Source organism: Nocardioides sp. LHD-245 (assembly GCF_030929495.1).
Taxonomy (GTDB): domain Bacteria; phylum Actinomycetota; class Actinomycetes; order Propionibacteriales; family Nocardioidaceae; genus Nocardioides.
The window spans coordinates 248,886-269,335 of sequence record NZ_JAVFWN010000010.1 but is presented as its reverse complement, the minus strand read 5'-3'; the positions used below and the strand labels follow the sequence as shown (position 1 = coordinate 269,335).

23 protein-coding genes are annotated in these 20,450 nt (G+C 74.3%); 12 read left to right on the top strand and 11 right to left on the bottom strand.

Going from position 1 to position 20,450, the window contains the following annotated elements:
* The first annotated feature begins 1 nt into the window (after window position 1).
* Complete coding sequence (locus RB608_RS16260; protein ID WP_308089083.1) at window positions 2-1,462, top strand: calcium-binding protein; 1,461 nt, start codon at window positions 2-4, stop codon at window positions 1,460-1,462.
* A gap of 85 nt (window positions 1,463-1,547) precedes the next feature.
* Here RB608_RS16260 and RB608_RS16255 read toward each other — a convergent pair whose 3' ends face one another.
* Window positions 1,548-1,997, bottom strand: coding sequence for a MarR family transcriptional regulator (locus tag RB608_RS16255; protein WP_308089082.1), 450 nt, complete (start codon window positions 1,995-1,997; stop codon window positions 1,548-1,550).
* 140 nt (window positions 1,998-2,137) lie between these two features.
* Here RB608_RS16255 and RB608_RS16250 point away from each other — a divergent pair, with 140 nt between their 5' ends.
* Together RB608_RS16250 and RB608_RS16245 are read left to right on the top strand one after the other, a co-directional pair.
* A complete protein-coding gene (locus RB608_RS16250) occupies window positions 2,138-3,349 on the top strand; it encodes an MFS transporter (RefSeq protein ID WP_308089081.1) in 1,212 nt (403 codons plus the stop codon).
* Window positions 3,350-3,365: 16 nt separating this feature from the next.
* Complete coding sequence (locus RB608_RS16245) at window positions 3,366-4,175, top strand: aldo/keto reductase (RefSeq protein WP_308089080.1); 810 nt, start codon at window positions 3,366-3,368, stop codon at window positions 4,173-4,175.
* Here the strand turns inward: RB608_RS16245 and RB608_RS16240 are convergent.
* From RB608_RS16240 to RB608_RS16210, 7 genes are all read right to left on the bottom strand, one after another.
* Window positions 4,165-5,667: a cation acetate symporter gene (locus RB608_RS16240; protein WP_308089079.1), complete on the bottom strand. Its 1,503-nt coding sequence runs from the start codon at window positions 5,665-5,667 to the stop codon at window positions 4,165-4,167. The genes RB608_RS16245 and RB608_RS16240 overlap by 11 nt on opposite strands.
* Complete coding sequence (locus RB608_RS16235) at window positions 5,664-6,062, bottom strand: hypothetical protein (protein ID WP_308089078.1); 399 nt, start codon at window positions 6,060-6,062, stop codon at window positions 5,664-5,666. Before RB608_RS16235 ends, RB608_RS16240 begins: the two co-directional genes overlap by 4 nt.
* 9 nt (window positions 6,063-6,071) lie before the next feature.
* Window positions 6,072-6,809: a LytTR family DNA-binding domain-containing protein gene (locus tag RB608_RS16230; RefSeq protein WP_308089077.1), complete on the bottom strand. Its 738-nt coding sequence runs from the start codon at window positions 6,807-6,809 to the stop codon at window positions 6,072-6,074.
* Complete coding sequence (locus RB608_RS16225) at window positions 6,806-7,927, bottom strand: histidine kinase (RefSeq protein WP_308089076.1); 1,122 nt, start codon at window positions 7,925-7,927, stop codon at window positions 6,806-6,808. The genes RB608_RS16230 and RB608_RS16225 overlap by 4 nt, the downstream gene beginning before the upstream one ends.
* Window positions 7,928-8,092: 165 nt before the next feature.
* Complete coding sequence (locus RB608_RS16220) at window positions 8,093-9,016, bottom strand: class I SAM-dependent methyltransferase (protein ID WP_308089075.1); 924 nt, start codon at window positions 9,014-9,016, stop codon at window positions 8,093-8,095.
* Between the two features lie 65 nt (window positions 9,017-9,081).
* Window positions 9,082-9,468, bottom strand: a complete 387-nt coding sequence (locus tag RB608_RS16215) for a type II toxin-antitoxin system VapC family toxin (protein ID WP_308089074.1) — start codon at window positions 9,466-9,468, stop codon at window positions 9,082-9,084.
* Window positions 9,468-9,740: a type II toxin-antitoxin system VapB family antitoxin gene (locus tag RB608_RS16210; RefSeq protein WP_308089073.1), complete on the bottom strand. Its 273-nt coding sequence runs from the start codon at window positions 9,738-9,740 to the stop codon at window positions 9,468-9,470. The genes RB608_RS16215 and RB608_RS16210 overlap by 1 nt, the downstream gene beginning before the upstream one ends.
* Window positions 9,741-9,814: 74 nt before the next feature.
* On the opposite strand from RB608_RS16210, the gene RB608_RS16205 reads away from it, so the two are divergent.
* Window positions 9,815-10,543 (top strand): oxidoreductase, encoded by a 729-nt coding sequence (locus tag RB608_RS16205; protein WP_308089072.1) that lies wholly within the window; start codon window positions 9,815-9,817, stop codon window positions 10,541-10,543.
* Window positions 10,544-11,022: 479 nt separating this feature from the next.
* Here RB608_RS16205 and RB608_RS16200 read toward each other — a convergent pair whose 3' ends face one another.
* On the bottom strand, window positions 11,023-11,841 hold the full coding sequence (locus RB608_RS16200; protein ID WP_392391012.1) for an HAD family hydrolase: 819 nt from the start codon (window positions 11,839-11,841) through the stop codon (window positions 11,023-11,025).
* A gap of 101 nt (window positions 11,842-11,942) precedes the next feature.
* Between RB608_RS16200 and ssd the strand changes: the two genes are divergently transcribed.
* The 7 genes from ssd (at window position 11,943) to RB608_RS16165 (ending at window position 17,016) form a co-directional block, all read left to right on the top strand.
* A complete protein-coding gene (gene ssd / locus RB608_RS16195) occupies window positions 11,943-13,067 on the top strand; it encodes a septum site-determining protein Ssd (protein ID WP_308089070.1) in 1,125 nt (374 codons plus the stop codon).
* On the top strand, window positions 13,064-14,233 hold the full coding sequence (locus tag RB608_RS16190) for a TadA family conjugal transfer-associated ATPase (RefSeq protein ID WP_308089069.1): 1,170 nt from the start codon (window positions 13,064-13,066) through the stop codon (window positions 14,231-14,233). The genes ssd and RB608_RS16190 overlap by 4 nt, the downstream gene beginning before the upstream one ends.
* Before the next feature lie 2 nt (window positions 14,234-14,235).
* Window positions 14,236-15,069: a type II secretion system F family protein gene (locus tag RB608_RS16185; protein WP_308089068.1), complete on the top strand. Its 834-nt coding sequence runs from the start codon at window positions 14,236-14,238 to the stop codon at window positions 15,067-15,069.
* The gene (locus tag RB608_RS16180; RefSeq protein WP_308089067.1) at window positions 15,062-15,787 is read left to right on the top strand and encodes a type II secretion system F family protein; all 726 of its coding nucleotides are present in this window, start codon (window positions 15,062-15,064) and stop codon (window positions 15,785-15,787) included. Before RB608_RS16185 ends, RB608_RS16180 begins: the two co-directional genes overlap by 8 nt.
* 248 nt (window positions 15,788-16,035) lie before the next feature.
* Window positions 16,036-16,212, top strand: coding sequence for a DUF4244 domain-containing protein (locus tag RB608_RS16175; protein WP_308089066.1), 177 nt, complete (start codon window positions 16,036-16,038; stop codon window positions 16,210-16,212).
* A gap of 97 nt (window positions 16,213-16,309) precedes the next feature.
* Complete coding sequence (locus RB608_RS16170; RefSeq protein ID WP_308089065.1) at window positions 16,310-16,648, top strand: TadE family type IV pilus minor pilin; 339 nt, start codon at window positions 16,310-16,312, stop codon at window positions 16,646-16,648.
* On the top strand, window positions 16,645-17,016 hold the full coding sequence (locus RB608_RS16165; RefSeq protein ID WP_308089064.1) for an Rv3654c family TadE-like protein: 372 nt from the start codon (window positions 16,645-16,647) through the stop codon (window positions 17,014-17,016). Before RB608_RS16170 ends, RB608_RS16165 begins: the two co-directional genes overlap by 4 nt.
* A 154-nt stretch (window positions 17,017-17,170) precedes the next feature.
* Here RB608_RS16165 and RB608_RS16160 read toward each other — a convergent pair whose 3' ends face one another.
* Together RB608_RS16160 and RB608_RS16155 are read right to left on the bottom strand one after the other, a co-directional pair.
* On the bottom strand, window positions 17,171-17,485 hold the full coding sequence (locus RB608_RS16160) for a hypothetical protein (RefSeq protein ID WP_308089063.1): 315 nt from the start codon (window positions 17,483-17,485) through the stop codon (window positions 17,171-17,173).
* A 9-nt stretch (window positions 17,486-17,494) separates the two neighbouring features.
* On the bottom strand, window positions 17,495-19,882 hold the full coding sequence (locus RB608_RS16155) for a DEAD/DEAH box helicase (RefSeq protein WP_308089062.1): 2,388 nt from the start codon (window positions 19,880-19,882) through the stop codon (window positions 17,495-17,497).
* Window positions 19,883-20,016: 134 nt separating this feature from the next.
* Here RB608_RS16155 and RB608_RS16150 point away from each other — a divergent pair, with 134 nt between their 5' ends.
* Window positions 20,017-20,349, top strand: a complete 333-nt coding sequence (locus tag RB608_RS16150) for an STAS domain-containing protein (RefSeq protein ID WP_308089061.1) — start codon at window positions 20,017-20,019, stop codon at window positions 20,347-20,349.
* Window positions 20,350-20,450: the final 101 nt, after the last annotated feature.

Genomic DNA, 20,450 nt, shown 5'->3' with positions numbered 1-20,450 from the left:
AATGAACAGAAGACTCCTCCCCCTCCTCGCCCTGGCGCTCGCGCTGCCCGCGAGCCTGGGCGTCGTCGGGGCCGCCGAGGCCGCGGCACCGAAGTGCGCCGGCCAGAAGGCGACCATCGTCGGGACGAACAAGTCCGAGAAGATCGTGGGCACCAAGGGCCGCGACGTCATCGTGGCCCGCGGCGGCAAGGACCGCATCGACGGCCGTGGTGGCCGCGACATCGTCTGCGGCGGCGCGGGCAACGACACGATCCGGAGCGGTCCCGGCGCCGGCGGCCTGCTCCACGGCGACGCCGGGCGGGACCTGATCATCGCCGAGGCCGACGACACCGGTCTGTACGGCGGTGCGGGCGACGACACCCTCCGCACGACGCGCGGCGACACCCTGCTCGACGGCGGTGCCGGCAACGACATCATCGAGGGCGGGCCGTTCCGCGACGTCGTCGACGGCGGACCGGGCGACGACCGGATCACGGCCGCCGGCGGCGACGACCGCCTGGTCACCGGCGGCCCGGGCAACGACACCATCGACGGCGGCGAGGGCACCGACGTCCTGCGCGGGGGACCGGGGAACGACCTGATCACCCTCGGCCCCGGTGCCGGCGGCTCCGGCTCCGGCGAGGAGGGTGACGACGCGATGGCCACCGGCGACGCCGGCCAGGCGCTGTACGGCGGCGACGGGGCCGACCTGCTCAAGACCGCGATGCCCCGCTCGGTGCTCGACGGCCAGGGCGGCGACGACCAGCTGTACGGCGGGTCCGAGCCCGATGTGCTCTCGGGCGGTGACGGCAGCGACCGGATCTCCGGCGGCGGCGGCGACGACGTCGAGCTCAACGGCGGCTTCGGGGTCGACGTGTGCGACGGCGGGCCGGGCCGGGACCAGTGCAACGGCGGCGCGCCCGGCGGCCCGGAGAACTCGCCGGGCGACCCGGACATCTGCACCGCGGAGGTGATGCGGTCCTGCCGCGGCGAGGAGCTGCCCGAGCGCTGGGCAGGTGCGATCTCGGGGGTGACCCGCCTCGAGCCCGCCCCGGGCATCGTCGAGCTCGCGACCTGGACCCTCGACGTCACCGTGGTGAGGGACCAGGACTTCAACGGCGAGATCTTCTACCGGCTCGAGGAGGCCGAGGGGACGTACACCGCTACCCGGGCCGCGACCTGCAGCTTCGACAGCTCCGGCAGCTTCGACGAGGCCGAGCTGTGGGCCGACCTGCGGGTGCGCAAGGAGGGCGACGGGTTCTACTTCGAGTTCGGCGGACCGGAGCTGTTGGAGGTCACCCTGGTCTGCCCGGAGAGCCAGCGCGTCCACCTGGCCTCGCTGCTCACGGGCGGGCGGGTCCTCGAGGGCGTGCGCAACCCGGAGACCGGCCGGATCGTCGGCGGGTCGCGCCTCGACCTCGCTGACAACTTCTACCGCGAGTGGCGCTTCGACCTGGCGCCCGTCGCGCCGGGCCTCCCGTAGCTCGTCGTACCCGGCATTCCGGTCCCATCTCCGCCGCCGGCGGGACCGGAATGCCGGGTACGACGGCGTCGGGCCGGGCCCGGCATCAGGTCCGGGTGCCCACCGACCCCACGAAGCGGACCAGGCCGGCGAGCTCGGGGACCTCACCGGCCTCGCCCAGAGTCGTGCGCAGCACCTCGTCGTGCAGCGGGCGCGCCTTCTCCAGCAGCGCCCGTCCGGCGGTGGTGAGCTCGGTGTAGATGCCGCGCCGGTCGTCGGCGCAGAGGATCCGGGTCAGCAGACCGCGGTTCTCCAGGCGGGTGACGAGGCGGGTCGTGGCCGACGCCGACAGCGCGGCCGCGCGAGCCAGCTGCTGCATCCGCATGTGCCAGCCGTCCTGCCGGCTCAGCGCGTCGAGCACGGTGAACTCGACGACCGACAGGTCGTGGTCGCGCTGCAGCGCCCTCTCCAGGGCGGTCTCGATCAGCCCGTGCAGGGCGGCGAGCGTGCGCCACCCCTGGGTGCGGATCTCGACCGCGTCGTCGGCGATGCCCATCGTCGTACCTCCTCCCGACCCCGCCAGCATACCTGAGTTGCGCGGATAGTGCGCGTGTGCAACTATCGATATGAAGCGTGTGCAACTAATGCACACGCGGACTATCTCCGCACGCCACTCCTTTCGCACCAGGAATTCCCATGCCCGTCGCACTCCTCGCCCTCGCCATCGGCGGGTTCGGGATCGGCCTCACCGAGTTCGTGATCATGGGCCTGCTGCCCGAGGTCGCGGACGACTTCGCCGTCTCCGAGACCACCGCCGGATACCTCATCTCCGGCTACGCCCTCAGCGTCGCGGTCGGCGCCGTCGCGCTGACCCTCGCCCTCACCCGGGTGCCGCGCAAGACCGCGCTGCTCGGTCTGATGGTGCTCTTCATCCTCGGCAACCTGATCTCCGCCCTCGCCGCCGACTACCCGACGATGATGGCCGGCCGTGTGGTCGCGGCCCTGTGCCACGGCGCCTTCTTCGGGATCGGCTCGGTCGTCGCCGCCCAACTGGTCGCGCCGGACCGCAAGGCCAGCGCCATCGCGTTCATGTTCGGCGGCCTCACCCTGGCCAACGTCCTCGGCGTCCCGCTCGGGACCCTCCTCGGCCAGGCCGCCGGCTGGCGCTCGACCTTCTGGGCGATCACCGTCATCGGCGTCCTCGCATTCGTCGGCATCGCCGCCCTCGTGCCCGCCGCCCGGGCCCCCCGCGGCGCCGCCGCCACCTCCGGTACGCCGAGCGCGCGCTCCGAGCTGGCCGCCTTCCGCAGTCCCCAGGTCTGGCTCTCGATCGCCGTCACGGTCCTCGGGTACGGCGGCATGTTCGGCGGGTTCACCTATATCGCGTTCACCCTGACGGAGGTGAGCGGCTTCGCGGCCGGTGCCGTGCCGTGGCTGCTGGTCCTGTTCGGGGTCGGCCTGTTCGCCGGCAACCTGTGGGGCGGCCGCGCCGCCGACCGCAACCTGGTCCGGACCCTGCTCGTCGTCCTCGCCGCCCTCACCGTCGTGCTGGCCGCTTTCGCGCTGACCGCGAGCAGCAAGCCGCTGACCGTCGTCGCGTTGCTGCTCATGGGCGGCGTCGGCTTCGCCACCGTGCCGGGCCTGCAGATGCGGGTCATGCACTACGCCAGCGCGGCGCCGACCCTCGCGTCCGGCGCCAATATCGCCGCCTTCAACGTCGGCAACGCCCTCGGCGCCTGGCTCGGCGGCCTGACCCTCGCCGCCGGCCTCGGCTACACCTCGCCGCTATGGGCCGGTGCTGCCATCACCGCGGTCGGTCTGGTCGTGCTCGTCGTCGCCGCCAAGGCGCCCGGCGGCGAGCTCCGTCCGCCCGCCGTCGTCCCCACCCTGGCCGCCGATGCGGCCTGAATCCCAGGAGAGAACCATGCAGATCACGCTCAACAACGGGGTCGTCATGCCGCAGGTCGGCTTCGGCGTCTTCCAGGTCCCGAACGACGAGACCGAGGCCGCGGTGAGCACCGCGCTCGCCGCCGGCTACCGCAGCATCGACACCGCCGCGGTCTACGGCAATGAGGAGGGCGTCGGCCGCGCCATTGCGGCCTCGGGCCTCGCCCGCGACGAATTGTTCGTGACCACCAAGCTCTGGAACAGCGACCACGGCTCCGCCGTCGCGGCGTACAACGTCAGCCTGGAGCGACTGGGCCTTGACTGGCTCGACCTGTACCTCGTGCACTGGCCCGCGCCCGCGAACGACAGGTACCTCGACGCCTGGTCCGGCCTCGAGGAGCTGTACGCCGCTGGCCGGGTCCGTGCCATCGGCGTCTCGAACTTCCTGCCGGAGCATCTGCACCGGGTCACCCGCCTCGGCGGCACCGTCCCGGCCGTCAACCAGGTCGAGCTCCACCCCGCCCTGCAGCAGCGTGATGTCGTCACGGCCGACGCCGCGCTCGGCGTCGTCACCGAGGCTTGGAGCCCGCTGGCCCAGGGCGCGATGCTGGTCGATCCCACCGTGACCGCGATCGCCGACCGGCTCGGCAGGAGCGCCGCCCAGGTGATCCTGCGTTGGCATCTTCAGCAGGGCCGGGTGGTCATCCCCAAGTCTGTCACGCCGTCGCGGATCGCCGAGAACCTTGACCTGACCGGCTTCGAGCTCACCGTCGGCGACCTCGCCGCCATCGACGGCCTGGAGCGGGACGGCCGGGTGGGCCCGCACCCGGCCAGGTTCAACGGCTGAGCGACTCCGGGGTGTGCAGGCGGACCAGGAACCGGCGGGCGTGCGCCGGTTCCCGGTCCGCCGTCGCCAGCGACACGACGACCATGACCGCGGCCGCGAGCGGCACGCTCCAGGCGGCGGGCTGACCGAGCAGGGCGCCGGTCCAGCCGCCCGGGGCGTACCCGGCGAGGGTGGCGATCGCGGCGCCGCCCGCGCCGAGCCCGCCCGCGGCGAGACCGGCGAGGGCACCGGCGGCGGTGAGCCGGCGCCACCAGATGCCGAGCACGAGCAGGGGGCAGAAGGTCGACGCGGCCACCGCGAACGCCAGTCCGACCGACTGTGCCACCCCGACGTTGCGCACCAGCAGCGCGGCCACGATGGGGATCACCACGGCGACGACCGCCGCGAGACGGAACGCGGTGACCCCGCCGTGCCGTTCACCGACCAGCCGGGTGGTGAGGTCCTGGGTGAGGACGCCGGAGACGGCGATCGCCAGCCCCGAGGACGTCGACAGGAACGCCGCGAACGCACCGGCGGTGACCAGTCCGGTGAGCAGGTCGCCGCCGAGTCCGTCGAGCATCAGCCGCGGCAGCTCCAGCACGAGGACGTCGGAGCGGCCCTCGGCGACCAGCCGGCCGGCGTACACGCGGCCGAGGGCGGCGTACACCGGGGGCCACAGGTAGAACAGCCCCAGCAGCGCGAGGACGGTGACCGTGGTCCGGCGGGCGGCGCGGCCGTCGGGGTTCGTGTAGAAGCGCACCACCACGTGCGGCAGCCCCATCGTGCCGAGGAAGAGCCCGGCGATCAGGGAGTACGTCGCATAGAGGCCGATGCCGCCGTCACCCGCGACCGGAACCGACCAGCCGTCCGCGCCCGCCGTGCCGTGCGGCCGGCCGTCGCCCCACCACACCACGAGGAGGACCGCGACCGGGAGCAGGATCGCGGTCAGCTTGAGCCAGTACTGGAACGCCTGGACGAAGGTCACCGACCGCATCCCGCCGGAGGTGACATTGGCCAGCACCACACCGCCGACGACGACCGGGCCGGCCCACTCGGGTGCGCCGATCGCGGTCCGCAGGGTCAGCCCGGCGCCCTCGAACTGGGGGATCAGGTAGAGCCAGCCGATGCCGACCACGAGCAGCGAGCAGGCCGCGCGGACCGCGCGCGAGCCGAGCCGCGCCTCGGCGAAGTCCGGCAGCGTGTAGGCGCCCGAACGCCGCAGCGGGGCGGCGACCAGCACCAGCAGGACGAGGTAGCCCGCGGTCCAGCCGACCGGGTACCAGAGCATGTCCGCGCCCCCGACGAGGAGCAGTCCCGCGATGCCGAGGAAGGAGGCGGCGGACAGGTACTCCCCGCCGATCGCCGACGCGTTGAGGCCCGGGCGCACGGTGCGGGAGGCGACGAAGAAGTCGCTCGTCGTGCGCGAGAAGCGCAGCCCGTAGATGCCGATCGCCAGCGTCACCAGGGTGACCAGGACGACCGCGATCAGGCCCGGTACGGCGTCCGTGCTCACGGCTCGTCGTCCAGCAGGTGCTCGGCGCCGCTGCCCACGAGATCGGCGAACGCGCGCTCGTTGCGCTCGGCCCGGCGCACATAGCGCCAGGCGAGCAGCAGGAGGAAGGGGTGCGCCAGGACGCCGAGCAGCAGCCACGGCAGGGGGATCCCGAACGGGCGCACGTCCGCCAGTGTGGGCGCGAGGTGGAAGACGAGCGGCAGCGCCCCGAGCGTCACCGCCAGCAGGCCCAGCACCCGGGCGGCGAGGCCGAGCTGCTCGCGCAGCAGCGAGCGCAGGTAGACGTCACCCAGCGCGGTCTGCTCGTGGACGTCGCCGAGCCGGCTCGGCGGGCCCGCGGGACTCCCCGCGACGGGGTGCCGCGGTGGCCCGGTGACCCGCACCCGCTCGGCCATCCGGTCCCCCTAGCGGCCGGCGCGGGCGCGCCGGACCAGGACGTCGCGCAGGCCGCGGGTGTGTCGCCGACTGACCGGGAGCTCGGTCGCGCCGATGCGGACCGAGGTGCGCCCGGCCTCCGTGCGGACCTCGGTGACGTGGGCGAGCGCGACGAGCAGCGAGCGGTGGATCCGGTGGAAGCCCGCCTCCGCCCACTCCTCCTCCAGGGAGGTCAGCGGGACCCGCACCAGGTAGGCCTCCCCGCCCGTGGTGTGCAGCCGCGCGTAGTCGCCCTGGGCCTCGACATGGGTGATGTCGCCGCGTTCGACGAAGCGGGTGACGCCGCCCCGCTCGACCGCGACCTGGGTGTCGGACGACGGCGGCTGGGGGGAGGCGCCGCCGAGGACGCGGCGTACCGCCTCGGCGAGACGCTCGGCACGGACCGGTTTGAGGACGTAGTCGACGGCACGCAGGTCGAAGGCGTCGACCGCGTGCTGCTCGTGCGCGGTCACGAACACCACCGGTGGCGGCTGCTTGAACCGGCCCAGCACCTCGGCCAGCTCCAGCCCGCTCAGGCCGGGCATCTGGACGTCGAGGAAGACGCAGTCGACCTCGCGCTCACGCAGGATCCGCAACCCCTCGGTCGCCGACGGGCAGGAGATCACCTCGGCGACCCGGTCGTCGGCCCGGAGGAGGTAGCTCAGCTCGTCGAGTGCCGGTCGCTCGTCGTCGATCGCGAGCACCCGCAGGCCCCCTGGGGTGCTCACACCGTCACCCCCGGCGCGAACTTCGGGACGCGCACGATCACCTTGGTCCCGGCGCCCGGTGCGGTCTCCACGACGAGACCGTAGTCGTCACCGAAGGCCGCGCGCAGCCGCGCGTCCACGTTGCCGAGGCCGACCGAGTCGAGCCCGACATCGCCGGCGAGTGCCCGCCGTACCTTCTCCGGGTCCTCGCCGACGCCGTTGTCCTCGACCTCCAGCAGCGCCTCGTGACCGCGGTCGTGGGCGAGGATCGAGAGCTGACCGGTCTGCTCGACGCCCTCCAGCCCGTGCCGGACGGCGTTCTCGACGAGAGGTTGGATGCACAGGAACGGTACGACGACCGGCAGCACCTCCGGCGCCACGTTGAGTGTGACCTGGAGCCGGTCGCCGAACCGTGCCTGCTCCAGCAGCAGGTAGCGCTCGATCGAGCGCAGCTCCTCCGCGATCGTCGTGAACTCGCCGTGCCGGCGGAACGAGTACCGCGTGAAGTCCGCGAACTCGAGCAGCAGCTCGCGGGCGCGGTCCGGGTCGGTCCGGACGAAGCTCGCGATCGCGTTGAGCGAGTTGTAGACGAAGTGAGGGCTGATCTGCGCCCGCAGCGCCCGGACCTCGGCCTCGATCACCCGGTTGCGATGGGCGTCGAGCTCAGCCAGCTCGAGCTGCCCCGACACCCACTGGGCGACCTCCTCGGTCGCCCGCACCAGTCCGGCGGTCGGCGACGGCGCGAACGCCTGGACGGTCCCGAGCATGCGTCCCTCGACGACGAGCGGGCTCACCACGCCGGTGCGGATCGGGCACCCGTTCGTCGTGCAGCCCAGCTGGCCGCGGTCGACGGTCCGCGTCGCGCCCCTCTCGATCGCGAGCAGCCCGACGGCCGCCGCCTGGTCGGCGTGGTGGCCGCCGAGTCCGTCCCACGCGAGCACCGCCTCGGTGTCGGTGATCGCCACGGCCGGCGTACCCAGCAGGTTGCGCAGGTGCCGCACGGCGCGCTCGGCGCTCTGCGTCGTCAGGCCCTCGCGCAGCGGCGGTGCCGCCAGGGAGGCCTGGTGCAGAGCCCGGAACGCCGCCCGGTCCGCCTCGCTCCCCAGCCGACCTCGGCGCCACAGCCGGTCCGTCCGCATGGGCTCATCATGCCCGCGTGCCCGATCCGCCGGGCGCCGCTCGGCAAGTAACACGCCGTCCACTCGTCTGGTCGCCGGTTCTCAGCAGAAAACGCCCCGAATCGGGCCGATCGGGGCTGACAACCCCCGGGTAGTCGGGTGGACGGCGTGTTACTGGGTCGGCGGTCAGCGGAAGTCGATGAGCAGCATGCCGGAGTCGTCGTCGGCCGGCGGCTCGACGGCGGGAGCGAGCGCCACCGGGACGGTGTCCTCGCCCACGAACGCCGGGCCGGGCCCCGCGGCGGGCTCCGCGTCCGACTCGGCGCCCGGCGTACCGGCGGGGGCCGGGTCCTGACGGATCGTCTTCGGCTGGATGCCGACGACGGCGCGGAAGCACTCGGTGACCCAGGGCAGCTGCATGCCGTCCATGCCGCGGCCGAAGTCGTCGTAGAACGCGAGCACCTCGCGGACCTTCGACTCCTGCCCGGTGCGGTCGAGGCAGGCGATGTCGGGCAGCGAGCGCGCGAGGTCCTGCACCGACGAGCGCTCGATGACCTGCCACTGCTTGAAGGAGGCGTCCTCGGCCGGCCCGAAATACGGCGACGACTCGACCGCGTCACCGATGCCCTCGCCGAGGGTGTGGTGGCCGATCAGGTTGCCGAGCCGCCGCACCCACGGGATCCGCTCGTCGCGGACGTTGCGCACGATCGCGAACGTCCCGCCCCGCTTGAGGACCCGCGCGATCTCGGGCAGCGCCCGCTCGCTGTCGAACCACTGATCGGCGTCCGCCGCGATCACCAGGTCGTACGTCGCGTCCGCGGCCGGGATCTCCTCGGCCGCGGTCTGCGAGACCCGCAGCTCCGACAGCCGGGTGCCCAGGCGGTCGAGCATCCGCGGATCGGGATCGGTGGCGTGGACGTCGTGCCCGAGGGCGACCAGATGCTCGGTCAGCTTGCCGGTGCCGGCGCCCAGCTCCAGCACCGCGAGCGGCTGCTCGCCCGTCAGCCACGCGACGGCCTCGCGCGGGTAGCCGGGGCGGCCGCGGTCGTAGGCCTCGGCCACACTGCCGAAGCAGAGGCCCGGTGCATCGGGGGTGGGGTCGGTAGCCATCGCAGGCGAGCGTACGGCGGCAGCGGCTCTCGATCGCGGAGGCACGCCTGTGGCCGGCCTTCGCGTCAGACGACCCGGAGGATGTCGGTGTGGATGAAGTCGTCGCCCTTGAACAGCAAGGGCTCGCCGGTGGCCGCGGACAGTGCGTAGGCGAAGCAGTCGCCGAAGTTGAGCTTGGCGGGAGAGCCGGAGCCCCGGCCATAACGGCGGAAGGCGATCCGAGCTGCCCGGGCATGGGCCTCGGTGACGGGCTCGATCATCAGGTCAGCAGTGACGACGAGCTGGTCGAGCAGCTGCCCGGCGCGAACCCGGGAACCGTCCGCGACCGTGGCAGCCTCAAACCAGTTCGCGGCTGACATCCGGCTCGGCTCGCTGAGGAGCAACTCGGTGAACTGCTCCCGTTCCGGTTCGTCCCGGAGGATCGCTATCAAGGCTGAGCTGTCGATGATCATCAGGCCGGCAGCCCGGTTTCGGGGTCGTACAGATCCTCCACGTCGCGGATGCGGTCCTCGCCCTCGATCTCAGGCAGATCACGCCACCTCAGCGCGATGCGGTTGACCGCGTCTATCCGTCGGCGTCGTTCCGCCTCGACCGGATCGGCGCCGTAGTCGGCCAGGAGCTTCACCAGGGCTTCCTCGATCACGCTGGTCTGGGACTTCCCCGTCAGCCGCGCAGCCTCGCGGGCGAGCTCATGGACCCGGGGATTCTTGATGTTCAGGCTCATCGCCGTCCTCCTGAGCCGATTCTACCTCTACACCTTCAACACCTTCTACCTATCTACCCTTCTACGCTTCCCCCGTGACCACTGACCCGCACGCCTGGCTGATCTCCCTCGAGGGCGTCCCGTCCGGCTTCGCCGGCGCCCGCGACGGTATCGACGTGGTGCTCCGCGACCGTGGCCTGCGTCGCACCAGCCCGGAGCTGACGGCCGAGTCGCTGTTGCGCGGTGCCCACGCCAGCGCCGTGCTGGAGGGCTCCCGCTCGACCCTGCCGGAGGTCCGCGACGGGGAGGGCGACGAGATCGCCGCCGATGCGGTCCGCCTCGCCACCGAGCTGCTCGCGCTCGTGCCCGTCCTGCGCCGCCAGCCGCTCCAGGCGCTCGCCCGGATGCACACCCTCGCGGCCCGCGGCACCCTGCCCGACGAGTTGCTCGGCCGGCCCCGCGACGGCGAGTCCGCGTCCCGGCTGCGCGGGATCGCCGAGTTGATCACCGCCCCGACCGAGGCGCCGGCCCTCGCCGTCGCCGCCGTCGTCCATGCCGAGCTGGTCACGGCAGCACCGTTCGGCTCCCACAACGGCATCGTGGCCCGCGCGGCCGAGCGGTTGGTCGCGGCGACCCGCGGGGTGGACGAGAAGTCGCTCGTCGTACCGGAGGCGGCGCACCTCGCGCTCCGCCCGCAGTACGAGTCCAACCTGCGCGGCTGGGCCAGCGGCAGCGCCGCGGGCATGCACGCCTGGCTGCTGTACGCCGTCGAGGCCTGGTCGGCCGCCGCCGAGGCGAGCCCGCTGGTGCGCGCGGCCGAGTAGACGACCCGCAGCGTGCCGGCCCCCGGGCAGAGGCCGTGCGGCCGCCGACGGGACCGGACGATCGCCTACCTCGACTGCGGCCGGCAGCGTGGCGCCTGCGCGCAGCGCATCGGAGGCAAGCATGGGCCCGAAGGGCCTGTGCGCGGCCTTCGATGGGCGACACGCTCGGCCCGGAAAGAACAGGTGGCACCCGAGCCGTAGTCGTCTCGGGTGCCACCGCTGACACGTGAACCATGGCTACCAGGCGTGCACCATCAACAGCTGCTCCGGAAGTCTTCCGAATGCAAGCGCCCAATTCAGAAGGGTAGATCGCCGCGTGGGTACCGGGATCACGTGTTGCTCTTGAGTTCTTGATGTCCTTTGTACGCCGCCTCGGGGCCACCTTCAAGGGTTGTCTTTTCGACGGTGACGGGGAACGCTGGCCGGTTGGGGGCAGGCTTTCTTTCCCGGGGGCCGGCCAGGTGGCGGAGAGGTGCCGCTCAGGCGCCGAGCGAGCGCCGCCGGGTCCCGATCCACAGTGCCGCTCCGGCCGCGACGACTCCGCCGACGGCGAGCGCCGCGAGAGTCGGCTTCGGCGGCGGCAGGTGCAGCCGCGACTGCAGCGCGACCGGCCGGGTGAAGACCAGCACCGGCCAGCCGTTGCCGGCCGCGACCTTGCGCAGCTCCTTGTCGGGGTTGACGGCGTGCGGGTGGCCGACCGCCTCGAGCATCGGCACGTCGGTCACCGAGTCGGAGTAACCGTAGGAGCCGGTGAGGTCGTAGCCCTCGGTCTCGGCCAGCGCCCGGATCGCGTTCGCCTTCTCCTCGGCGTAGGCGTAGTACTCGATCTCGCCGGTGTAGCGGCCGTCCTCGACCTTGAGCCGGGTGGCGATCACCCGGTCGGCGCCGAGCAGGGCCCCGATCGGCTCGACGACCTCGCTGCCGGAAGTGGAGACGATGACCACGTCCCGCCCGGCGGCATGGTGCTCGTCGATGAGACGGACCGCCTCGTCGTAGACAAGGGGGTCGACGATGTTGTGCAGGGTGTCGGCGACGATCTCGCGGACGGTCGCGACGTCCCAGCCCGCGGTCAGCTGCGACATGAACTGCCGCATCTTCTCGACCTGGTCATGGTCGGCCCCGCCGACCATGAAGACGAACTGGGCGTACGCCGAGCGCAGCACCGCCCGCCGCGAGATCAGGCCACCCGCCTGGAACGGCTTGCTGAAGGCCAGCACGCTCGACTTGGCGATGATCGTCTTGTCGAGGTCGAAGAACGCCGCAGTGGGCGGCGTACCCGCGGGGGCCATGCCGTCCATCGTAGGTGACCACGCCCGCCCCATCCGCCACGCTCGCCGCCGCTCGTCCTCCACAACGGCGCGATTCCCCAGGCGGCTCCACAGCCCGGATCGGGCCCGGCATGACGGCGCCGGCAGAGGGCGACAACCTGGTCATGAACCGCAACCGATCCTCCCGTTCCCCGCACGCCCGGCCCGCGGACGTGCCTCCCCTGGTCGTGACCGCCGATGACGAGCTGCTGGCCGAGCTGCTGCCGCTCGCCGCCGCGGCCGACGTGGCCCCGACGATCGCGCGCGACCCGCGGACCGCCCTGGTCACCTGGGCCCGTGCGCCGGTCGTCCTCGTCGGCGCCGACCTCGCCGCCGCGATGGCGCAGGTGGCTCCGGGGCCCCGGCCCCGCAGCTACGTCGTCAGCGGCCCACGCCCGCCCGACCGGCTGTTCCGCACGGCGCTGGACCTCGGCGCCGAGAACGTCATCGAGCTGTCGGGATCCACGGACTGGCTGGTCGAGCTGCTCGCTGACCTGACCGAGCACCATCCCGACCGCGCCCGGGTGGTCGGGGTGATCGGCGGCACCGGGGGTGCGGGCGCGACGACCTTCGCCTGTGCGCTCGGCCAGTGGGCGGCCCGCTCGGGCGACGCCGTCGTCATCGACTGCGACCCGCAGGGGCCGGGCCTGGACCGGATGCTCGGGCTGGAGCGCCGTGAGGGCTTCCGCTGGGACGCCCTGTGCCAGACCACGGGCCGGCTCTCGGCGCGGTCATTGCGCGAGGCGCTGCCGCGGCGGGGCCGGCTGGGCGTGCTCTCCTGGTACGTCGACGGACGCGCCCAGACCCTGCAGGCGTTCGCGGTGCGCGAGGCGCTGTCGGCCGCCCGCCGTGGCCACCGGGTGGTGGTCGTCGACCTCCCGCGCTCGCCCGACCCCCTCGTTGACGAGGTCGCCGCGCGCTGCGACCAGCTGCTGGTCGTGACCGTCGGCAGCGTGGTCGGCGTCGCCGGCGCGGCCCGGATGCGGGCCCGGTTCGCCGACCACGCCGATCCCGGTGTGATCCTGCGCGGGGAGTCGTTCACCGCCGAGGAGGTGGCGCGGACGGTCGGGCTGCCGGTCCGCGCGCAGATGCGCGATCAGCGGGGACTCGCGGAGGCCGTCGACCTCGGGTTCGGGCCGCTGCGTGCGGTGCGCGGTCCGCTCGCTCGGGCGGCGGCTCGGGTGCTCGACGCCCCGGCTGCCGAGGACGCGGCGTGAGCGCCCCGGGCGACGTCTCGGGCCTGGTCGAGGATGTCCGGGCCCGGCTGGCCCGGGAGCCCGGCGGCCTCAGCCCGCACCGGGTGGCCCAGGCGCTGCGGGAGGCTGGGCGACCCGTCGGCGACGCGACGGTGCTCGCGGTCTACGAGGCGCTGCGACGCGACGTGATCGGTGCGGGTCCGCTGGAGCCGCTGCTCGGCCTGCCCGGCGTGACCGACGTGCTCGTCAACGGTCCGGGCCCGGTTCGGATCGACCGCGGCGCCGGCGTGGAGACGACGGCGGTCGTCCTCGCCACGGAGGAGGCCTGTCGCCGGCTCGCCCAGCGGCTGGTGGCGAGCGGCGGTCGACGCCTCGACGACGCCGCCCCCTGGGCCGACGTCCGGCTGCCCGACGGCACCCGTTGCCATGCGCTGCTCGCGCCGCTCGCCCAGCCCGGGACCGCGATCTCGCTGCGGGTCCCGCGCCGCGGCGGGTTCAGCCTCGCCGGCCTGCAGGCCGCCGGCGCGCTGGGGGAGGCGGGCCTGGAGGTGGTGCGCCGGGTGGTCGCCGCGCGCCTGGCCTTCCTCGTCACGGGCGGCACCGGCAGTGGCAAGACCACGCTGCTCGCTGCCCTCCTGGGTGTGGTCGACCCGGCCGAGCGGATCGTGGTCGTCGAGGACGCCGCCGAGCTGCGCCCCGACCATCCGCAGGTCGTCGCGCTCGAGGCCCGGCCCGCCAACCTGGAGGGGACGGGCGCGGTCGTCCTGCGCGACCTCGTGCGCCAGGCGCTGCGGATGCGGCCCGACCGGCTGGTGGTCGGCGAGGTCCGCGATGCGGCGGTCGTCGACCTGCTCGCCGCGATGAACACCGGCCACGAAGGCGGCTGCGGGACGCTCCACGCCAACTCCGCGGCCGACGTACCCGCCCGCGTCGAGGCGCTCGCCCTCGGTGCTGGTCTCGCCCGGGAGGCCGCGCACAGTCAGCTCGCGGCCGGCCTCGACGCGGTCCTCCACGTCCGGCGCGACCGGGCGACCGGCCGGCGGCGCCTGAGCGAGGTCGCCGTCGTGGTCCGCGGGGCCGACGGACTGGCCCGGACCGAGGTGGCGGTCTCCTTCGATGCCGCGGGTACGCCGACCGGCGGGCCGGGCGCGCACCGACTGCGCGACCTGCTGGACGGGAGGAGGTGAGGGTGACGGTCGCGATCGTCGTGACGCTCGCCGTCGCCGCGAGCGTGATGCTGCTCCGGCCCGCTCCCGCCCGCCTCGCGCCTCCCGCTCCCGGCCCCCTCTGCCCCGGCGCAGGCGTGCCCGCCGCCTCCGACGGCGGCGGCCGGAGCGGGCGCCGGCGCCTCCGGCTGATCGCCGCCGCGACTGCCGCGGTGGTGATCCTGGCACCGCGCTCGCTGTCGGGCCTGGTCATCCCGCTCGTCGCACTCGCGGTCGGTGTCGCCGTCGTCCGGGCACTCGCCGCGCGTCGGCGAGACCGCGCCGCGACCGAGGTGCGTCATCGGGTGGTCGACCTCTGCGATGCGCTGCGTGCCGAGCTCGCGGCCGGGCAGACGGCGGCCGGAGCGCTCGACCGAGCCGCGACCGAATGGCCCCTGGTGGCACCCGCCGCCCGGGCCGCCCTCACCGGCGGCGACGTGGTGGCGACGCTGCGCTCGCTCGCTGCCACGCCGGGAGCCGACGCCCTGCGCGTGGTCGCCGCGTCCTGGCAGGTCGCCCACCGCACCGGGCACGGCCTGGCCGACACCCTCGGCCGGGTGGCCGCGGACCTCCGCGCCGCCGAGCGGACCCGCCGGGTCGTCGGCGGCGAGCTCGCCTCGGCGCGCGCCACCGCCCGACTGCTCGCGGCGCTTCCGGTCCTCGCGCTGGTCATGGGCTCGGGTGCCGGCGCGGACCCGCTGCGGTTCCTGTTCGGCCACCCGGCCGGGCTGGCCTGCCTCGCGGGCGGCCTCGCCGCGGGGTACGCCGGCCTCGCCTGGATCGACGCGCTCGCTCGGGATGTCGACCGCGATGGCTGAGCTCCCCCTCCTCGTGCTCCTGGTCGCCGCCGCCCTGCTCCTGGGACCACCGCGTCGCCATGGCCGGTCCGGCGAGCTCGCCGGGCCGGCGCCGCCCTCGCGAGCGGAGGACGACGGACTGCTGCGCCGTGGGCGGTTCCTGTGGGCACTGCTCGCGGGTGGCGGGACCACGGTCCTGGTCGGCGGTCCCCTCGCCGTGCCCGCCGGGGTCGCGGCCGCCGTCGTCGTCGTCACGACAGCCGGACGTCTCGAGCCCCGGGCCAGCCGCCTGCGGCGCGAGGAGGTGCGCCGGGACCTGCCGCACGTCGTCACGCTCCTCGCCGCGGCGCTGCGGGCCGGGCAGGCGCCGGCCGAGGCGATCGAGCTGGTCTGCCGGTCGCTGCCCGGCGCGGCGTCCGCCCGGCTGACCGGTGTCGCCGCGCGGCTCCGGCTCGGCGGCGACGCGGCGGCGACGTGGGCGCGGCTGGCCGACGACCCCGAGCTGGGGCCGCTGGGCCGGGCCCTGGCCCGCGCGCATCGCACCGGAGCGCCGGTGGTGGCAGCCGTCGAGGGGCTCGCCGACGAGCTCGGGGCCCGGGCCCGGGCGGAGGTCGAGGATCGCGCCCGCGCGGTGGGTGTCCGGGCGGCCGTGCCGCTGGGGGTGTGCCTGCTGCCGTCGTTCCTGCTCCTGGGCATCGTCCCGCTGGCGGTGTCGCTGGCGAGCAGCATCGTCGGCTGAGCCCGATCCGGGCGGAGGCCGGGGCATCGGGCCGGCGGTGATCAGCAGGCCCTCACGCCACACCCGGAGCCGTCGACCGTCCCCAGGCCGCGGCCGAGCCGGGCGTCGTCCACAGGACCGGCCGGATCGAGCCTCCGGTATCGGCCGGTCCGCGCACGATCGGGTCCGACAGTCGCACCAGGCGGCTGCAGACGAACGGAGAGAACGTGACACCGTCCCCCTTCCGCCCCGCCCCTTTCCGGCGCGCCGTGTCTCGCCCCCGGCCGGTCGACCAGCGTGGCGTCACGACCGCGGAGTACGCCGTCGCGACGGCGGCCGGCGCCGGCTTCGCGGGCCTGCTCTACAAGCTGCTCAGCGGCGGCTTCGGCGACAAGCTGATCAAGACCCTGTTCGACCATGTGCTGGGCCTGCTCGGCCTGGGGTGACCGCCCGCACCCGCCGCGGGGCCATTCGTTGGGTCGGTCGCGGGGGCGGTCGGGCGAGGCTCCGGACGGCGGCCCTCGCCGCGCGGAGCGAGGTGCGGTGACGGCCGAGCTGGCGCTCGCCCTGCCGCTCCTGCTCGCCCTGACCGCGGGCCTGGTGTGGCTGCTCGCCGTGGCGATCGCGCAGGTGCGCACCGTCGACGCGGCCCGGGAGGCGGCCCGTGCGGTGGCCCGCGGCGATGACCCGGATGCCGCCCTCGAGCTCGGCCGTCGGATCGCTCCCGACGAGGTCCGGCTGTCCGTCCGGCGGGTGGGGGATCGCGTGGTCGTCCGCGCCCGTGGCCGGATCAACGGTCCCGGCGGGGTGCTCGGCGCGCTTCCCGGGGCGACCGTCGAGGCCGAGGCGGTCGCCATCGCCGAGGAGGGCGGGGGTCCGTGACCGCGCGCGACCAACGGGGTGCGGCGACCGTCCTCACCCTCGCGATGGTGGGCGTGCTGCTGCTGGTCGGCGCGGCCGCGGGGGTGGTCGGCGCGATCGTGGTCGCGCAGCGCCGGGCGCAGGCGGCGGCCGACCTGGCCGCCCTCGCGGCGGCGACCTCCCTGGCGGGTCGGGCCGACCACCCGGGCCGCGACCCGTGTGCGAGCGCCGCCGAGGTCGCCGGCGACAACGGCGCCGAGCTGGACTCGTGCCGGGTGGAGGGCCGCGATGTCGTCGTCGCGGTACGGGTCGGCGGGCCGCGGTGGCTCGGTCAGGACCAGGATCTGGTCGCAGCGGCGCGCGCCGGCCCGGCGACGCTACCGCCCTGACGGGGCCGCGGTGGTGATCGGAGGACGAGCGACCGGAGCCGAGGAGACCGGTGCTTTTCCGCCGCGCCGGCGTCCGGCCGCCAAACGACCTGGAGACGAGCGGACCTCGACCGCGTGCGCGGCGGCGTGGCGGAGCGACGACGCGCTCGCGCCGTCAAACTCCGCCGTCGTCGGAGAGCTCGCCGCGCCGGCGGTCGAGCTCGACCTGGTCGAGCTTGTCGGAGAGTTCGGTGAGCCGCTTCTGCTCCTTGCGGCGCTTCCAGCCCTGCTTCGCGCCCGCCTTCATCATCCACAGACCGGCGACCGAGAGGAGGGTGGACACGGCACCCCAGAGCACGAGCGTGCCGGGGGCGACGTCCCAGTTCATGATCTCGGCCGACCGGTGCGTGTAGTCGATGCTCGCGCCGAAGAAGCTGAGTACGAGCCCGATGACGCCGACGACCAGCAGGACCAGTCCGAGCAGCAGCATGGAGGCAGGCTACTCCGGGTCGGCGGTGGCGGACGGCGCCTCGCTGAGCAGGGCGTCGAGCAGCGCGACGGCACCGGCCTTGTCGAGCGGGTCGTTGCCGTTGCCGCACTTGGGCGACTGGATGCACGACGGACAGCCGGTGGCGCACTCGCAGGCGGCGATGGTGGCGCGGGTGGCCCGCAGCCAGGCCGCCGCCGTGCGGTAGCCGCGCTCGGCGAAGCCGGCGCCACCCGGGTGGCCGTCGTGGACGAAGACGGTGAGGACGCCCGTGTCGGGGTGCCGCGCGGTCGAGACGCCGCCGATGTCCCAGCGGTCACAGGTCGCGAAGAGCGGGAGGAGGCCGATGGAGCAGTGCTCGGCGGCGTGCGCGGCGCCGGGCAGGTCGGCGAGGGAGAGCCCGGCGGAGGCGAGCAGGTCGACGACGAGACCGTCGGGCACGGTCCACCAGATCGCGGCGGTGGCGAGGGTGCGCGGCGGCAGGTCGAGCGGCTTCTCGTCGATCACCTCACCGGTGCGGATGCGGCGGCGCAGGTACGAGGTGACCTGGCTGGTGACCTCCACCGCGCCGAAGGAGACCCGGCACGGCCCCCAGTCGACGTGCTCGCGCTCCTCGACGATCTCGATGTCGGTGACCTCACGGGCGGTGGTGGTGTGGTCGACGTCGGCACGGTGCAGGGTCGCGACGTGCTCGTCGAGGTCGAGCGACTCGACGAGCCACGTCTCGCCGCGGTGCAGGTAGACCGCGCCCTCGTGGGTGGCGCTGTGGGCGCGGCCGCCGTCGACGGTGCCGACCACGCGGCCGGTGCCGGCCTCGACCAGCTGCACCTGGGCGCCGCCGGCCGAGCGGATGTCGGCGAGGTCGGCGGCGCGGGCCCGGTCGGTCCAGTACCAGCCGGCCGCCCGGCGGCGCAGCAGCCCGCGCTCGACCAGGGAGCCGAGCACCTCCCGCATCCGGGGTCCGAACAGCTCGGCGTCGGCGACCGTCACCGGCAGCTCCTGCGCGGCGGCGCACAGGTGCGGCCCGAGGACGTAGGGGTTGTCGGTGTCGAACACCGTGCCCTCGACCGGGCGGCCGAGCAGGGCGTCGGGATGGTGGACGAGGTAGGTGTCCAGCGGGTCGTCGCGGGCGACGAACAGCCCGAGCGCGCCGCCGCCGTCGCGCCCCGCCCGGCCGATCTGCTGCCAGAAGGCGGCCCGGGTGCCGGGGTAGCCGGTGACGACGACCGCGTCGAGCCCGCTGACGTCGATGCCGAGCTCGAGAGCGTTGGTGGCCGCCATGCCGAGCAGACGTCCGCTGCGCAGGTCCTGCTCCAGGGACCGGCGCTCCTCGGGCAGGTAGCCCCCGCGGTAGGAGTCGATCCGCCCGGCCAGGGCCGGATCGACCTCCGCGACCAGCTCGCCGGCCCGGCGGGCCACCGTCTCGACGCCGTGACGCGAGCGCACGAACGCCAGGGTCCGGACGTCCTCGACCACGAGATCGGCGAGCAGGTCGGCCGTCTCCGCGGTGGCCGGACGACGCACCGGCGCGCCGTTCTCGCCCTGGCACGACGTCAGCGGCGGCTCCCACAGCCCGAGCTCGAGCGCGCCGCGCGGCGAGCCGTCCTCGGTCACGGCGGTCACCTCGAGGCCGGTCAGCCGGCGGGCCGTCAGGTCGGGGTCGGCGACCGTGGCGGAGGCGAGTACGAAGGTCGGCGAGGCGCCGTGGGCGGCGCAGACCCGGCGCAGCCTGCGCAGGATCTGGGCGACGTGGGCGCCGAAGACGCCGCGGTAGTGGTGGCACTCGTCGACGACGACATAGCGCAGGGACCGGAAGAAGGGCGTCCACCGCTCGTGGGCGGGCAGCAGGGAGCGGTGCAGCATGTCGGGGTTGGAGAGGACGTACTCCGCGTGGTCGCGAGTCCACTCGCGCTCCTCGGCGGTGCTGTCGCCGTCGTGGGTCGCCACCCGCACGTCGAGGCCGAGCTCGCGGATGGCCGCCCACTGGTCGTGCGCGAGCGCCTTGGTCGGCGCGAGGTAGAGCACGGCGGCCCCGCGCTGCCCCCGCGAGCCTCGGCTGCCACGGATGTCGGTCAGCGCGGGCAGCAGGTAGGCGAGCGACTTGCCGGACGCGGTGCCGGTGGCGACCACGACATGCTCGCCGCGGTGGGCCGCCTCGGCGGCCTCGATCTGATGTCGCCAGGGCAGCTCGACGCCTCGCGCGGCGTACGCCGTCACCAGGTCCGGGTCGACCCAGCCGGGCCACGCCGCGCTGATCGCGGGCCGCGCCGGGACCCGCGCGCGATGGGTCAACCGGTCCGCGCGCGAGGGCAGAGCCGCCAGCCGGTCCAGGAGCGCGCCGGGGTCGCGGCGCGGGGCCGGGGCGACCAACGGGGGGCCTAGATCGGGCTGCGCGGTCATGCTTCCGATTCTCCCCCGGACCCCCGACACGTGGCTCAGGCATACCGACGGCATGTCCGCTCCTTGCGCGTGTGTGTGGTCGGCATGGTTTGATAAGTGCCACCAGACGTAGGTGAGGTAGCCGGGGTGAGGTCGTGAATCTGACACTGTCGACGCGCGAGGTCGGTGGGCGCACCGTCGTTGCCGTGGGTGGCGAGATCGACGTCTACACCGCCCCCAAGCTGCGTGACACCATCACCGAGCTGGTCGCCGCCGGCGTCTACGACATCGTCGTGGACATGCAGGCGGTCGAGTTCCTCGACTCCACGGGCCTCGGTGTGCTCGTCGGCGGCCTGAAGAAGGTCCGCGCCCACGACGGCTCCCTCGAGCTCGTCTGCAACGCCGACCGGCTGCTGAAGATCTTCAAGATCACCGGCCTCGCCAAGGTCTTCGTCATCCACGAGTCGCCCGAAGCCGCCTCGGTCTGACCCACCGTCGCCCTGGGGGCCGGCCGTCTGGCGGCCAGGCGGGCGTAACCACAGGCCGAGGCAACTGCGCGCGCGGCAGCGAGGCGCGACGAAGGAGCGAC

Bases quoted from the DNA above. Each gene is read 5' to 3' on its own strand.
- RB608_RS16250 (WP_308089081.1), top strand. From the start codon at position 2,138: ATGCCCGTCGCACTCCTCGCCCTCGCCATCGGCGGGTTCGGGATCGGC.
- RB608_RS16155 (WP_308089062.1), bottom strand. From the start codon at position 19,882: ATGACCGCGCAGCCCGATCTAGGCCCCCCGTTGGTCGCCCCGGCCCCG.
- RB608_RS16210 (WP_308089073.1), bottom strand. From the start codon at position 9,740: ATGAGCCTGAACATCAAGAATCCCCGGGTCCATGAGCTCGCCCGCGAG.
- RB608_RS16245 (WP_308089080.1), top strand. From the start codon at position 3,366: ATGCAGATCACGCTCAACAACGGGGTCGTCATGCCGCAGGTCGGCTTC.
- RB608_RS16235 (WP_308089078.1), bottom strand. From the start codon at position 6,062: ATGGCCGAGCGGGTGCGGGTCACCGGGCCACCGCGGCACCCCGTCGCG.
- RB608_RS16215 (WP_308089074.1), bottom strand. From the start codon at position 9,468: ATGATCATCGACAGCTCAGCCTTGATAGCGATCCTCCGGGACGAACCG.
- RB608_RS16160 (WP_308089063.1), bottom strand. From the start codon at position 17,485: ATGCTGCTGCTCGGACTGGTCCTGCTGGTCGTCGGCGTCATCGGGCTC.
- RB608_RS16180 (WP_308089067.1), top strand. From the start codon at position 15,062: ATGGCTGAGCTCCCCCTCCTCGTGCTCCTGGTCGCCGCCGCCCTGCTC.
- RB608_RS16225 (WP_308089076.1), bottom strand. From the start codon at position 7,927: ATGCGGACGGACCGGCTGTGGCGCCGAGGTCGGCTGGGGAGCGAGGCG.
- RB608_RS16200 (WP_392391012.1), bottom strand. From the start codon at position 11,841: ATGGACGGCATGGCCCCCGCGGGTACGCCGCCCACTGCGGCGTTCTTC.
- RB608_RS16260 (WP_308089083.1), top strand. From the start codon at position 2: ATGAACAGAAGACTCCTCCCCCTCCTCGCCCTGGCGCTCGCGCTGCCC.
- ssd (WP_308089070.1), top strand. From the start codon at position 11,943: ATGACGGCGCCGGCAGAGGGCGACAACCTGGTCATGAACCGCAACCGA.
- RB608_RS16255 (WP_308089082.1), bottom strand. From the start codon at position 1,997: ATGGGCATCGCCGACGACGCGGTCGAGATCCGCACCCAGGGGTGGCGC.
- RB608_RS16220 (WP_308089075.1), bottom strand. From the start codon at position 9,016: ATGGCTACCGACCCCACCCCCGATGCACCGGGCCTCTGCTTCGGCAGT.